General features: G+C 62.3%; 15 protein-coding genes. 10 read left to right on the top strand and 5 right to left on the bottom strand.

Annotation, left to right across the window (positions count from 1 at the left end; genetic code table 11):
- The first annotated feature begins 17 nt into the window (after positions 1-17).
- Positions 18-1,148 carry a lipase family protein gene (locus tag AAFP29_RS11335; protein ID WP_419217473.1) on the top strand — a complete coding sequence of 377 codons (1,131 nt, stop codon included), beginning with the start codon at positions 18-20 and terminating at the stop codon, positions 1,146-1,148.
- A 12-nt stretch (positions 1,149-1,160) separates the two neighbouring features.
- Here the strand turns inward: AAFP29_RS11335 and AAFP29_RS11340 are convergent, their stop codons facing one another.
- The gene (locus AAFP29_RS11340) at positions 1,161-2,330 is read right to left on the bottom strand and encodes a DUF418 domain-containing protein (RefSeq protein WP_419217474.1); all 1,170 of its coding nucleotides are present in this window, start codon (positions 2,328-2,330) and stop codon (positions 1,161-1,163) included.
- Positions 2,331-2,497: 167 nt separating this feature from the next.
- Between AAFP29_RS11340 and AAFP29_RS11345 the strand changes: the two genes are divergently transcribed.
- The 3 genes from AAFP29_RS11345 (at position 2,498) to AAFP29_RS11355 (ending at position 5,031) form a co-directional block, all read left to right on the top strand.
- On the top strand, positions 2,498-3,358 hold the full coding sequence (locus AAFP29_RS11345) for a siderophore-interacting protein (RefSeq protein ID WP_419217475.1): 861 nt from the start codon (positions 2,498-2,500) through the stop codon (positions 3,356-3,358).
- Between the two features lie 84 nt (positions 3,359-3,442).
- Complete coding sequence (locus AAFP29_RS11350) at positions 3,443-4,357, top strand: tyrosine recombinase XerC (protein WP_419218072.1); 915 nt, start codon at positions 3,443-3,445, stop codon at positions 4,355-4,357.
- 20 nt (positions 4,358-4,377) lie between these two features.
- Complete coding sequence (locus AAFP29_RS11355) at positions 4,378-5,031, top strand: M15 family metallopeptidase (protein ID WP_419218073.1); 654 nt, start codon at positions 4,378-4,380, stop codon at positions 5,029-5,031.
- Here the strand turns inward: AAFP29_RS11355 and AAFP29_RS11360 are convergent.
- On the bottom strand, positions 5,024-5,539 hold the full coding sequence (locus AAFP29_RS11360; protein WP_419217476.1) for a M23 family metallopeptidase: 516 nt from the start codon (positions 5,537-5,539) through the stop codon (positions 5,024-5,026). The two genes, AAFP29_RS11355 and AAFP29_RS11360, sit on opposite strands and share 8 nt — an antisense overlap.
- Before the next feature lie 385 nt (positions 5,540-5,924).
- Entirely contained in the window at positions 5,925-6,221 is a 297-nt protein-coding gene (locus AAFP29_RS11365) for a DUF503 domain-containing protein (protein ID WP_419217477.1), read from the bottom strand.
- A 229-nt stretch (positions 6,222-6,450) separates the two neighbouring features.
- Between AAFP29_RS11365 and rpsB the strand changes: the two genes are divergently transcribed.
- The 5 genes from rpsB to AAFP29_RS11390 all read left to right on the top strand — a co-directional run bounded on the left by rpsB (position 6,451) and on the right by AAFP29_RS11390 (position 10,551).
- Positions 6,451-7,284, top strand: a complete 834-nt coding sequence (gene rpsB / locus AAFP29_RS11370; protein ID WP_419217478.1) for a 30S ribosomal protein S2 — start codon at positions 6,451-6,453, stop codon at positions 7,282-7,284.
- Positions 7,285-7,365: 81 nt separating this feature from the next.
- Positions 7,366-8,190 (top strand): translation elongation factor Ts, encoded by an 825-nt coding sequence (gene tsf, locus AAFP29_RS11375; RefSeq protein ID WP_419217479.1) that lies wholly within the window; start codon positions 7,366-7,368, stop codon positions 8,188-8,190.
- 127 nt (positions 8,191-8,317) lie between these two features.
- Positions 8,318-9,070 (top strand): UMP kinase, encoded by a 753-nt coding sequence (pyrH, locus tag AAFP29_RS11380; protein ID WP_419217480.1) that lies wholly within the window; start codon positions 8,318-8,320, stop codon positions 9,068-9,070.
- Between the two features lie 48 nt (positions 9,071-9,118).
- The gene (gene frr / locus AAFP29_RS11385) at positions 9,119-9,676 is read left to right on the top strand and encodes a ribosome recycling factor (RefSeq protein WP_419217481.1); all 558 of its coding nucleotides are present in this window, start codon (positions 9,119-9,121) and stop codon (positions 9,674-9,676) included.
- An 11-nt stretch (positions 9,677-9,687) separates the two neighbouring features.
- A complete protein-coding gene (locus AAFP29_RS11390) occupies positions 9,688-10,551 on the top strand; it encodes a phosphatidate cytidylyltransferase (RefSeq protein WP_419218074.1) in 864 nt (287 codons plus the stop codon).
- A 3-nt stretch (positions 10,552-10,554) separates the two neighbouring features.
- On the opposite strand, the gene AAFP29_RS11395 is transcribed toward AAFP29_RS11390, so the two are convergent.
- Positions 10,555-11,823, bottom strand: coding sequence for a glutaminase (locus AAFP29_RS11395; protein ID WP_419217482.1), 1,269 nt, complete (start codon positions 11,821-11,823; stop codon positions 10,555-10,557).
- Positions 11,824-11,895: 72 nt separating this feature from the next.
- Between AAFP29_RS11395 and AAFP29_RS11400 the strand changes: the two genes are divergently transcribed.
- Positions 11,896-12,993 (top strand): dihydrodipicolinate reductase, encoded by a 1,098-nt coding sequence (locus AAFP29_RS11400; protein WP_419217483.1) that lies wholly within the window; start codon positions 11,896-11,898, stop codon positions 12,991-12,993.
- 18 nt (positions 12,994-13,011) lie between these two features.
- Here AAFP29_RS11400 and AAFP29_RS11405 read toward each other — a convergent pair whose 3' ends face one another.
- A complete protein-coding gene (locus tag AAFP29_RS11405; protein WP_419217484.1) occupies positions 13,012-13,893 on the bottom strand; it encodes a helix-turn-helix domain-containing protein in 882 nt (293 codons plus the stop codon).
- Between the last annotated feature and the right edge of the window lie 10 nt (positions 13,894-13,903).

The following is a 13,903-nucleotide window of genomic DNA, read 5'->3' on the forward strand; positions in this document are numbered from 1 at the left end:
GGAGTAGCGTCGCAGCCATGCAACGGTTCTGGGGAGTTCTCTGTGCATTGACTGTGGCCGCGTGCGCGATGGTGGCTGTCACGCCATCAGCGAATGCCGCGACGGCAGGTTCGGTTATTCGCGTTGAGGCGCTGCCACGCCTGGAGCTGCCTGCAGCCGCGGCTCGGGGTGTTCGCCTTCTCTACGAGACGCGTGATCAGAATGGTCGGCCGGCCCGCTCCTACGGCGCTGTCTATTACCCGCGCGGCAGTGCTCCGGCCGGCGGTTGGAAGGTTGTTTCGTGGGCGCACGGCACCAGCGGAATTGCAGAAGACTGCGCGCCGAGCCGGTCCGCCGGCTCAGAGCGAGATCTGTTAGAACCAACGATCGGGGCCGCGCTCAAAGCCGGATACGTCGTTGTCGCAACGGATTACATCGGGCTAGGCGGTGGGAGTCGGCCCGAGTACTTGGGCGGTCGGTCCGAAGGGCATTCCGTGTTGGACATGGTCCGCGCGGCGCGACACAACGACGCCAGAATCTCCAAAGCGTGGGTGTCGCTTGGACATTCGCAGGGGGGGCATGCCGCGTTGTGGGGTGCGTGGCTGTCTCATAACTATGCCCCCGAGCTCGACCTTCGCGGCACCGTGCCACTTGCCCCGGCCTCGCATATCGAGTTGATGTTCTCCGCATTCGGACCGTATATTCCGGCAAACAGCACCCTCAACGGATTCGGTGGACTGGGGCTCTATGCGATCAACGGTCTCGACGCCGCACGACCTGAGCTGAAGATTCTCGACTACCTGAGCCCTACCGGACGTGCGCTCGCCCAGCGGGTCAAGTCGATGTGTGTATTCGACTTGAACCGGCTGTTCGCACATCGACCACTTGGTTCGCTGTTCGCCAAACCCCTGGCGAATCCTGCCGTGTCGGCCGCGTTGCGCGATTACATGGCCGTTCCGACGACGGGCTGGACGGTCCCGGTTCGCATCCAACAGGGAACGAGTGACGAGACCGTGTTCTTCCCGGTAACCGCAGCGCTCGTCGCCGAACTGAAAGTCGGCGGCGCGGGTGTTTCCCTGGTTCCCTACAGCGGGGCCAATCACATGCAAGTGGTGCCGCGTTCGATCGGTGACACTCTGGCGACGATCGCGGGGTACTTTCATCGCTAGTCGCGCCGGCAACTAATCCTGGACTAGATGTCGATTCGGTGGTCCAGCGCTCATTGCCGCGATTCTTGCGATCCAGCCTTCGAGCGGACCTCGACGGTGATAATTGAGCCACCACATGGCTCCGAGTGATGAAACCACCGCGAATGCCAGCCATGTGGAAAACGGTGCCCACGGCGGGTTCTCGCCCGATTCCGACGGCCACAGTCGATCCAGCACCAGCAGAGCGACTATGTGTGCGGTGTAAAGAGTGAGTGGCATTCTGCCGGCGGCTCGCAACGGCCAACTCAAGACGCCCGGACTGTGAAAGACCTTGAGGCACAGTCCGATCACCACCAGGCTGATACCTGTCGAGCCAAAGATGTCGAAGGGTGTCGACGTATGCGAACCACCCGTGAGCAAACCGGTGAGATTGGCCGGTGTCCAGAGGAAGCCCTCGCCCGCATGCTCCAGTGGTGCTTGAAATCTGGCGGGCGAAGGAGCGGTGCCGTCTGGATCCAACGCCGTCCGGATTGGCGATACTGCTGCGGCTGAGACATAGGCGGCCGCGGCGATCACGGCGCCCCGAACGATTAGGGTGTTCACTACGTGTTCGTCGGAAAGTTCGATCCGGCCCAGGGCTAAGCCGACGAGAAAGTAGCAGCACCAGGTGAGTGCCGGGTAGCCGCCGTTGAACAGGATTTCCGGCAGGACGTAGTAGGACATGCCCCAGGCTCCGACGGCGGCATGCAGAAGGGGCATCGCCACCGGCATCACGATTGCGAGAACGACTGCGGCCCTGAGCAACCGGCGCGGCGAAACGGTGAGCAATGGGAGGGACACGACGAACAGGAAGCCGTAGACGAGCAAAATGATCGTGACCGGCGACCCGATCATCTGCAGGATCCCACCGAGCAACCCGATCAGGCAGGCGCGCACCAGCAGCGTGTGTCGAGCGTGAACCAACTCGTCGCCGGTCACCGGAGTTGGGCCGCCCGTGTAAAGCGCGATGGAGATACCCGCGAGCATCACGAAAGTCGGTGCCGCATGCCCGACGACGAGACTCGTATATGTCAGCGGGTCAGCCCAGCGGACGTCTCCGAATGTGAAGATATGGACGGCGAACATTCCGACAATCGCTACTGCTCGCGCGGCGTCGATGCCATGAAGACGGACAGGCTTGTCTTCGGTCGTCTGTGGTTTCACTCGCCCCCCGCGGATAGCTGACAAAGTCCGGATCGATGATAGTCCACTCTGGTCAATTTGTAATTCGAGATGGCAGCCACACGTTGACTTAGGTTCACCTAAATTCTTCCGTGTACCGTGGAAAGGGCTTGTAATTTGAAGTGATTTGGTCCGAAAGGAGGCCAGCGATGGCCCGACGTAAGAACACGATGACCGTCCTGCGCACCGAGAAGGTTGGTTCGCATATGGTCCGGGTGTACCTCGGTGGCGATCGATTCGATGACTTCGTCCCAGCCGAACTCAGCTCCGACGGTGCCTCGTGGGATTCGGATATGTACGTCAAGCTGATCTTCGCGCCACCGGGCGTCGAAGTGCCGGCTGATGCTTCGCCGCGCACGCTGCGCGAGGTCGCACCGGAAGCGCAGCCGGTGCTGCGTACCTACACGGTTCGCAAATACGATCGCGTCAACCGCGAGATCGCGATCGACTTCGTGGTGCATGGCGACGAAGGCATCGCCGGACCGTGGGCGGCAACCGTGCAGCCGGGGGAGTCGGTTGATTTCTTCGGCCCGGGCAGCGGCTATCGGCCGCGCCCCGACGCCCCGTGGCACCTACTGGCCGGCGACGAATCGGGTCTTCCGGCAATAGCCGCCGCATTGGAAGCGTTGCCGGACAACGCTATTGCGAAGGTCTTCATTGAAGTGGCCGGCGTCGACGATGAACTGGATTTGATCGCACCAGCGGGTGCCGAGATTACCTGGGTGCACCGGGGCGGCGGCGCGGGCGAGGTCGCCGACGACGCGGCAGGTGACAATGCCCCTTTAATCGCGGCGGTGCGTGCTGCCGAGTGGCTCGACGGTGAGCCGCAGGTCTTCATTCACGGCGAAGCTCAAGCCGTCATGCACAATCTTCGCGGCTACATCCGCAAAGAGCGCGGTGTCGGCGCGAAGAACGCATCGATCTCCGGCTATTGGCGACGCGGCCGTACCGAGGAAGGTTTCCGCGAATGGAAGGCCGATCTGCGTACGGCCGAAGAGGCCACCGCCTAGTCGTCGTTCCGATCTGGTCACGGACCGAGTGTCGGGGTTGCTCGAACCATCAGGTCGGCGTTTGCTGGTCGGGTGTCTGAATTGATGCCCCGCGAGCACAGTCTTCTCGCGGATTACACCGACTACCTGCGGTGGGAGAAGGCGCATAGCGACCACACGGTCCGCGCGTATGTCGGTGATATCCGCGCTCTAGTGGCATTTGCCGGCGCTCGTGGAGTGGGCGTCGATGGTATCGATCTTGCTCTGCTGCGCGCTTGGTTGGCGCAGACCACTCGACGTGGTGCAGCACGCGCTTCGATCACTCGGCAGGTGTCGTCGGCGCGGACGTTTTGTGCATGGGCCACCCGTGAGGGTGTGTTCGATGTCGATCCCGCGCAGCGGCTGACCGCTCCAAAAGGGCGCCGTACATTGCCTTCGGTGCTAGCGCCCGACCAGGCGTCCGCGGTCATGTCATCGACGCACACGGTCGTCGATGGCGAGGAATTGCAACACACTCCGATCGCGTTGCGCGACCGAGTGATCGTGGAGTTGTTGTATGCCAGTGGAATTCGGGTCGGCGAACTGTGCGGGCTGGATCTGCGTGACGTGGACACCCATCGGATGGTGTTACGTGTGATCGGCAAAGGAGACAAGGAACGAACGGTTCCGTTCGGTGAGCCCGCGCGAAAGGCCTTGAGTGACTGGGCAACTCACGGCCGGCCCGAGTTGGCTAACGACCGTTCCGGTCAGGCGTTGTTACTCGGTGCGCGCGGCGGCCGTCTCGATCAGCGAATGGCGCGAACTGTCGTCACCGACGCCGTGCGGCGTGCTGGGGGTCCGCATATGGGTCCACACGGGTTGCGGCACAGTGCCGCAACGCATTTGCTCGAAGGTGGCGCTGATCTACGCGTCGTGCAGGAGTTACTGGGGCATTCATCCCTCGCGACGACACAGCTCTACACGCACGTCAGCGTCGAACGTCTACGCGCGGTACATCAGCAGGCGCATCCACGCGCATGACGGCAGATACTCTTGACGCCATGTTGCGCAGACTCGTCCTGACGCTCGCCTTCCTCGGCGCGGTGAGCTCAGTCGCCCCCGCTACCGCCGCACCTGTCGCCCCGGTTTCGCCGACCGCGGCGTCCGAAGGTTTGCTCGATATCAGAAGCATCGTGCCCGACGCCGTCGTTGATCTGCGGTACGCGACGTCGCAGAATTTCGTCAAACAACGTCTCTATCCACCGAACGCCCGTTGCCTGGTGCACCAGTCGATGGCGAATGGTCTGCGAGTCGCGGCGTCGAAGCTTCGCGCGACGGGATACCGCCTCGTTTTCTGGGACTGCTATCGCCCGCATTCCGCGCAGGTGCGCATGTATGAGGTTGTGCCGGATGCCAATTGGGTTGCCCGACCCGGCAATTATGCGCGTAGTCACGAGGCTGGCCGATCGGTCGACGTCACTCTGATTGTCCGCGACGGACATCGTGTCGATATGGGCACCGGGTTCGACGACTTCACTGCTCGCGCACACGCCTATGCCAGGGCCGGGCTGAGTGCGGCTGCCGTGGGCAACCGCGCCCGCTTACGGTCGGCGATGCAGGCGGGTGGCCTGTCGCCGTATAGCGGTGAGTGGTGGCACTTCGACGGTCCCGGCGCGGGCGTCGATCGGCCTCATCTTCGTGCCGCAGTCAATTGACCACTTCGGCAAAGGGTTTCAGTCTGACTCGCGCTGCACCCACCAGGGACAGCGGATTGAGGTAGGCGGCCGCCGCCCCAGAACCTCGTCGAGCTCCCCAGTGCAGGCACGCCGTCGTCGGGCAGCCGGAATGACCAGATACCAGGGCGCCGATGGTCTGCCCGCGAGCGACCGATTGTCCGACCGAGACTGAGGATTCCACCGGTTCGTAAGTGGTCAGAATGCCGTCGGCATGCCGGATCGATACGACCGGTTTACCTCCGACATCGCCAGCGAAATGCACTGTACCGCTGCCCGCCGCCAATACGGGCGAGCCGATCGGGGCGGCAAGGTCGACGCCGCGATGTCCGGGTTGCCATCGCTGGACTGGCGGATCATAGGGTGTCACAACGCGCGGTTGGCCAGATAGGGGCCAATTGTATCTATGGGGAGCAGCGTCGGCGTGGGGAATCGCGCAGGCGAACGCTAGGCACAAACACAGGGCTGACCAGCGAGCGATATACGTCATCTGTTTTAGACGCAGGGAAGCTGCCGATGGATCCCTTGGTCCCCACACCGGCTGGAGTCTGCTGGTTGAGGCCATGCAGGGGAGGTGGCCCCCTGAACGCCGTGTCGCCGCAGAATTCAGCCTGGCTGACGGGGTGGCTGCAACCTGTGGGCAGAGCTCGCGCGGGGGGACGGGCTCCCCAGGTTGCTCGGGTAGCGCACTTTTCAGTCGGCGGAGACTCAAGTGTGTGCCCTGGAGAGCGGTGAGGGAGTACTCACCTCGACAAGGTGGGATACGCAGATTTCAGTCACAGCTGCAATCTGCACTCCGACGTTCGGCTAGGGCTCAATTCCCTTGTCGCCCCTCCACCGGCAGACTTCAGGCGATCCGACGCCGCCGGGTAATTTCAGAAGTCGTCTGACGCCAGCACCCGCCGCCGCGCCGAGTTGACCTCGATCTCGGGCCTACGTGCCACCAGGTGCTCGATGGAATCCAGGACGTCGGATACATGCCGACGATCGGGACCCACCAGACTCGCACCGATGGCGGCCCGACGATGCAGGTCGTGATTGTCCACCTCTGCCGCCGACACGCTGAATTTGCGCTTAATCTCGGCGATGATCGGCCGGATTGCCGAGCGCTTTTCCTTCAGTGAGTGAACGTCCCCCAACAAGACATCGAATTCAATCCAGCCAATCCACATTCGCATCAGCATACGCGGGCAGCTGTTCGGCGATTTTGCCCAGCTCGCGCGGCGGCGTAGGCTGATCGATGCACTTCGCCACGGCGGAGTGACTTCGCGCGCCTGCGATTGGTCGAAAGACCACCACCGTGTGGGCGGTCCCAGATTCTGGGTTCCACCGGTGCGGGCGCCAGGATCGACGGCAACCTGTCGTCGATGACAACTGCAACAAATAAGGACGTGTTTCGACATGGCTGTCGTAACAATGAAGCAGCTGCTGGATAGCGGCGCACACTTCGGTCACCAGACCCGCCGGTGGAACCCGAAGATGAAGCGGTTCATCTTCACCGACCGCAACGGCATCTACATCATCGATTTGCAGCAGACGCTGACCTACATCGACAAGGCCTACGAGTTCGTCAAGGAGACAGTCGCCCACGGTGGCACCGTTCTCTTCGTCGGTACCAAGAAGCAGGCCCAGGAGTCGATCGCGGCCGAGGCGACGCGCGTCGGGATGCCGTATGTCAACCAGCGCTGGCTCGGCGGCATGCTCACCAACTTCTCGACCGTTCACAAGCGCCTGCAGCGCATGAAAGAACTCGAGACCATGGAGCAGACCGGTGGCTTCGAGGGACGCACCAAGAAAGAAATCTTGATGCTGACCCGCGAGAAGAACAAGCTTGAGCGGACACTCGGTGGTATCCGCGATATGGCCAAGGTGCCATCTGCCATTTGGGTTGTCGACACCAACAAGGAGCACATTGCTGTTGGTGAGGCACGCAAGCTGAATATCCCGGTTATCGCGATCCTGGACACCAACTGCGACCCCGACCTCGTCGACTACCCGATCCCGGGTAACGACGACGCCATCCGCAGCGCCGCTCTGCTGACCCGCGTGGTGGCTTCGGCCGTCGCCGAAGGTGTGCAGGCACGTGCTGGCCAGGCAGCGGGCGATGCCAAGCCGGAGGCTGGCGCGGGCGAACCTCTCGCCGAGTGGGAGACCGAACTCCTGACTCAGGCCACCGCGGGTGCCGACGCCGCTGCTCCGGAAGCTGCCGCGGGTGACGCCCCGGCCGCCGAGTAGCACTGGCGACACCGCTACAACCAGCGCAGTCACCCACTGCGCCGCAACTTCATCCACTCATCAAAAGGAGGCTCGCCAACGATGGCGAACTACACCGCAGCTGATGTGAAGCGACTTCGTGAACTGACCGGTTCGGGCATGCTCGACTGCAAGAACGCACTGGCCAACAACGACGGTGACTTCGACAAGGCCGTTGAAGAACTGCGCATCAAGGGCGCCAAGGACGTCGGCAAGCGCGCCGAGCGGTCCACCGCCGAGGGACTGGTCGCTGCTCGCGATGGCGTGATGATTGAGCTGAACAGCGAGACCGACTTCGTCGCGAAAAACGACGAATTCCAGGCACTGGCTGATCAGGTCATCGGTGCGGCTGTCGAAGCGAAGACCAGCGATGTCGAGGCTCTCAAGGCCGCGAAGCTCGGCGACGGCACTGTTGCCGATGCCATTGCTGCTCTCTCGGCCAAGATCGGCGAGAAGCTCGAACTGCGTCGCGTCGCCTACTTCGACGGTCCCGTTGCCATCTACCTGCACAAGCGTGCGTCGGATCTGCCCCCGGGCGTCGGCGTTCTGGTGCAGTACAGCGGCGAGGGCGATGCTGCGGCTGAAGCCGCTCGCAACGCCGCGCAGCAGGTGGCCGCACTTAAGGCGAAGTACGCGTCTCGCGATGAGGTCCCAGCAGACATCGTTGAGAACGAGCGTCGCATCGCCGAGCAGACCGCTCGCGAAGAGGGTAAGCCGGAGCAGGCTCTGGCAAAGATCGTCGAAGGTCGTCTGACCGGTTTCTTCAAGGATGCAGTGCTGATCGATCAGCCGTTCGTGAAGGATTCGAAGAAGACCGTGAAGGCGATCCTCGACGAGGCCGGTGCCACCGTGAAGGCGTTCGCGCGCTTCGAGGTCGGCCAGTCCTAAGACTCGCGACGTTGTAAACCATGCATCGGACCCCGGGCCGGTCGTCGAATTTCGATGGCCAGCCACGGGGTCCGATTGCTGTGCCCATAAGATAAGTCGGAGTCCGCCGACGCCAGGGAGGAAATAGATGACGAAGTCACTCCAGGAAACCGAGTCCGCCGACGGCCCGGGTCGTCACGGCTATCAGCGTGTGCTGCTGAAGCTCGGTGGGGAGATGTTCGGTGGCGGCGGCGTTGGCCTCGATCCCGACGTTGTGGCCGCGGTAGCCGATCAGATCGCCGAGGTTGTTCGTTCCGGTGCGCAGATCGCCGTGGTGATCGGTGGCGGAAACTTCTTCCGCGGTGCCGAATTGCAGCAACGCGGCCTGGATCGCGCCCGTTCGGACTATATGGGCATGCTGGGAACTGTAATGAATTGCCTTGCGCTGCAAGACTTCCTGGAAAAACGTGGCATTACGACCCGGGTGCAGACAGCGATCACCATGGGACAGGTCGCCGAACCGTATCTGCCGCTGCGCGCACAGCGGCACCTGGAAAAGGGGCGCGTGGTTATCTTCGGAGCGGGTATGGGGATGCCGTACTTCTCCACTGACACCACCGCGGCACAGCGTGCGCTGGAGATCAAAGCCGAGGTCGTATTGATGGCCAAGGCGGTCGACGGCGTCTATTCAGACGATCCGCGTACCAATCCCGACGCGGTGTTGTTCGATGAGATCACCCACCGCGAAGTTCTGGACAAAGAACTGAAGGTGGCCGATGCGACCGCGTTCAGCCTCTGTATGGACAACAAGATGCCGATGCTCGTCTTCAATCTGCTGACCAAGGGCAATATCGCCCGTGCGGTGGCAGGTGAACGTATCGGCACCCTGGTTGCGACGTAATCCACTAGCGCATCGACTGATCAACCCAACAACCGCGAGGACAGATTCATGATTGACGACGCCCTACTCGACGCCGAAGAGAAGATGGAGAAGGCCGTCAGTGTCGCCCGCGACGACATGAGTTCGGTGCGGACCGGCCGCGCCAATCCGGCGATGTTCAACCGCATCAACATCGAGTACTACGGTGCGATGACGCCCATCTCGCAGATCGCCAGTATTTCCGCCGCCGAAGCGCGGCTGATCGTCATCAAGCCATACGAGTCATCGACACTGAACGCTATCGAGACTTCGATTCGCAATTCCGACCTCGGCGTCAACCCGACCAACGATGGATCGCTGATCCGCATCGCGATCCCGCAGCTCACCGAGGAGCGTCGCAAGGAACTGGTCAAGCAGGCCAAGGGCAAGGGCGAGGACGCCAAGGTCGCTATCCGCAACGTACGCCGTAAAGCCGTCGAGGAACTCAAACGTATCCAGAAGGATGGCGAAGCGGGTGAAGACGAGGTGACACGCGCCGAAAAGGAACTCGACAAGACCACAGCAAGCTATGTTGCACAAGTTGACGAACTCGTGAAGCACAAAGAAGGGGAATTGCTCGAAGTTTGAGCCGAATGAATATGCCTACCCAAACTCCAGCCGCGAGCGGATCCGACTCCGCCAGCGGATCAAAGGCCGGACGCAACCTTCCCGCGGCGATCGGCGTCGGCTTGGCCCTCGGTGTCGGAATCATCGCAATCCTGCTGTTCGCCCCCAAGGTTTGGTACGGCATCATCGCGGTGGCCTTCGCCATCGCGATCTGGGAAGTCACCAAGCGGCTTCGCGACGGTGGCTACGACGTTCCGTTCGTACCGATGCTCGTCGGCGGACAGGCGATCATCTGGAGTTCCTGGCCGTGGGGGCAAGCCGGTGTCTTGGTTGCATTCGTGACCACGGTGCTGGTCTGCATGGTGTGGAAGTTGTTGGGGCAGGGGATTTCCAATGCTCCGGAGAATTACCTGCGGGACCTTGCCGTCGCCGTTTTCGTCCTGGCGTGGCTCCCGGTCCTGGCAACCTTCGGTGCGTCAATGGTCTTGCAGGACAACGGTGCCGCACGCGTCGCGACTCTGATGGTGGTCGTTGTCTGCTCCGACGTCGGCGGTTTCGCGGCGGGGGTGCTATTCGGCAAACACCCAATGGCGCCGGCGATTAGTCCCAAGAAGTCCTGGGAAGGTTTGGGCGGCTCGCTATTGGTTGGCACGATCGGCGCGGTGGGTTGTGTCTACTTCCTCGTCGACGATCACTGGTGGATCGGCTTGATCCTCGGCCCGGTGCTCGTGGTCTGCGCGACGCTGGGCGATCTCGTCGAGTCACAGGTCAAACGCGATCTCGGTATTAAGGACATGGGTTCATTGCTGCCAGGTCATGGCGGCATCATGGACCGATTGGATTCGCTGCTGCCGTCGGCATTCGTCGTGTGGGCGGTGCTCAGCGCGCTGGCATAGGTCCTAACCCGTCGACCGCTCAGCGATGAGCCCGACGTCGGTCCAGCGCTCGGCCTGAATCCCGTCACCCAAATCCACTTCGCCGACGGCGCCATCCGGATCGATGATGGCCACTCGCTTTCCTTCGATGACGAAACGCCGCAGCATTTCCAGCAACATCCGTCGCGCGACGTCGTTGATGCTGTTGACTCGGCGGACATCTAGCGCGACGACGGGCGCCGGGTGCGACGTGTTGTCGACGAGTTCTCGGATGATGATTTCGGCGTTGCTGAATTGGAGCGCACCTTGTAACTCGACCACTTCGACGTCCCCGACGATATCGATCGATCGGATCGCCGTGCGATGGGTTGGTGGCACATTCATCAAATGCATACCCATATCGGCCGAAAGTCGTTCGAAGATATGCACCCCGCGCACACTGTTGCCGTGTCTATCCAGTCGTGGTGAGAATGCGGCGATCCCGATCTGACCGGGTAGGACACCGATGATTCCGCCGGACACCCCACTCTTGGCCGGAATCCCGACTGCCGAGAGCCAGTCGCCTGCGGCATCGTACATTCCGCAGCTGGTCATCACGCTCAGAACCTGGCGTACCGCGCGCGCGGGAAGGACCTGTTCGCCGGTTAACGGCTGCACTCCGCCGTTCGCGAGCGTCGCTGCCATCAATGCGAGGTCGGCGGTCGTGACGCGGATCGAACATTGCCGGAAATAGCCGTTGACGATGTCGACCGGATCGCAGTCGAGGATGTTCACCGACCGAAGCAGGTGCCCCATCGCCAGATTGCGATGGCCGGTGCGGGCCTCGGAGGTGTAGACGCGTTCGTCGACATCGAGTTCTCGTCCGGCAGCATCGCTGTAGAGCTTGAGCAGGCGTGCGAACCGTTCGTCGGGATCATCTGCGCGGATCAACGAATGCGCGGTGATGGCACCGGCGTTGATCATCGGATTGCGTGGGCGGCCATCGTCGTCGAGGGAGATCTCATTGAATGCCTCGCCCGACGGCTCGACGCCGACCTTGTCCAGAACTACGTCGATTCCGTTGTCGGACAAGGCAAGTCCGTATGTGAACGGCTTCGACATCGACTGAATGGAGTAGACCTGATCGCAGTCGCCGACCGTGTAGCGATGGCCATCGGGCAATGCGATGGAAAGCGCGATCTTGTCGACGTCGGCGGTAGCGAGTTCTGGAATGTAGTCGGCGACCGCGCCGTCCACGATCGAACGTGCGCCGTCGAGTACCTCGGTGAAGTAGTCCGGGATGGGGGAGAACACACTATCGACCCTAGTTGCATCAACACCGGCAAACCGCACAACGCGCCGTCGGATGCCTGTTACGGTCCGCAGATGATCTCAACTGTCGTGTGGGGCACCGGAAATGTTGGGCGCGCGGCTATTCGCGCGGTGTCGGTGCACCCGGCGCTGACCTTGGCCGGTGTCGTCGTGCATAACCCCGAGAAGGTTGGCGTCGATGCCGGAACGCTAGCGGGAATCGACGAACTCGAGGTTACGGCCACCGACGATATCGATTCGCTTCTTGCTTCGAAGCCTCGCGCGGTCGTGTACGCGTCGTCGGGTGACATTCGGCCCGACGACGCGCTGGCCGACATCATCCGAGCGCTCCGGGCGGGTGCGGTTGTGGTGACCCCGGCGTTGTATGCCTTCTACGACCACCGAGGCGCACCGTCCGAACAACGCGATCAGGTCCTCGGCGCAATCGCCGAAGGCGGTGGCGCACTGTTTGTTTCGGGTGTCGACCCGGGGTGGGGTAATGATGTACTCCCGGTGTTGATCACTGGTCTGGCGAGTACGGTCGACGCGGTGCGCTGCCAGGAAATCTTCGACTACACCACCTATGACCAGCCAGATTCGGTTCGATATTTGGTCGGAATGGGGCAGCCGATGGATTACCAGCCGCCGATGATCGCTCCCGGATTGCCAACGATGGTATGGGGCGGGCAGATTCGGCTGATCGCACGAGCGCTCGGCGTCGAGGTGGACGAGATCGTTGAGACGTTGGATCGGCGCGCTCTGGACACCACAGTCAGCACTGCTCTGATGGGTGACTTCGAAGCTGGGACACAGGGTGCTCTTCGGTTCGAAGTGCAGGGGATCGTGGGGGGCGAACCGCGTATCGTCATCGAGCACGTCACGCGAATTCATTCGTCATGTGCCCCGGATTGGCCGATGCCGCCGGCGTTGCCGTCGGTCGACGGGGAATCGCCGGTGATCAGCGACGGCGCACATCGCGTCATTATCGAAGGTCAGCCTCGGATCGAGGTTTCCGTGGAGGCAACCGACGAGAATGGCAATCGTGCCGCCGGTGGTAACGCCACGGCGGTTGGCCGCCTCGTCAACGCGATCGACTGGCTGGTCGAGGCGGGGCCGGGCCTGTACGACGCGCTCGACGTTCCGTTGCGTCCCGGGATCGGGAAGCTACGCTGACCAGCGTCCGCGGCGACGCTAGTGGGGCGTCGACGCTATCTGGCCGGTCCGCCATACTCGTGGCGGGCTGCCTATTTCGCGGCTGAAGATCCGGGAGAAGTAGGCCGGATCGTCGAATCCGACGGCGCGGGCGATTGCGGCGATCGGGTCGTCGGTATCGGCCAGCAGACGTCGTGCGGCGAGGAGTCGTCGCGAAATGATCCACTGCGCAACGGTTTTCCCGGTTCGCTTGCGAACCAGGGTGGTCAGGTACGCCGGCGTCAGACCGACGTACGCGCCGACGTCGGCGAGTGTCAACGGTTCGCGGTAGCGCGCTTCGATGACGGCGAATACGGCCGCGATGGTGTCGTCGGGTCGGTGGGTTGCCTCGTTACCTAACCGGGCGATCTCGGTCAGCAGAATCGTCAGATACGCGATGGCGGCTCGTCGACTGTGATCGTCGTCGAGCGCGAGCTCGGCTGCGATGTCCTCGAGATGCTGTGCCCACCGAGGTCGGCGTTCGGACGGTATCTCCAGACGTGCGATGCCGTCGGACGACTCATGCCGAAATGGCGCAGCTAGCTCGTCTTCAACTGCCGCTGGATCGAAAATAATTGCCGCACAGTCGTTGTCGATGTCAGGTTGTGCAGGGTCGATGACCCGCCCCGGCGCGATGAGCCAAGCCGTGGTGCCGTTGGTGAGGAGGATGGGAAAGTCGTGAATGTGGCGCCCCGTCTCGACGCCTCGACCGCCGCTGTCCGGACCGGATATCGACAGCGGCGGTCGATGCGCGGCGGGTGCGTAACGATAGACCGGAACTCCACGGTGATACCGGACCGGGCGAACAGTCGCGTGGCTAGTGGAAAGATTATCCAAGTATTCGGTGCTGTGGTCCAATTGTTGTCCCGAATTAGCCGGCATCGTGATTATC

This window comes from Gordonia sp. CPCC 205333, from assembly GCF_048537885.1.
Lineage (GTDB): Bacteria > Actinomycetota > Actinomycetes > Mycobacteriales > Mycobacteriaceae > Gordonia.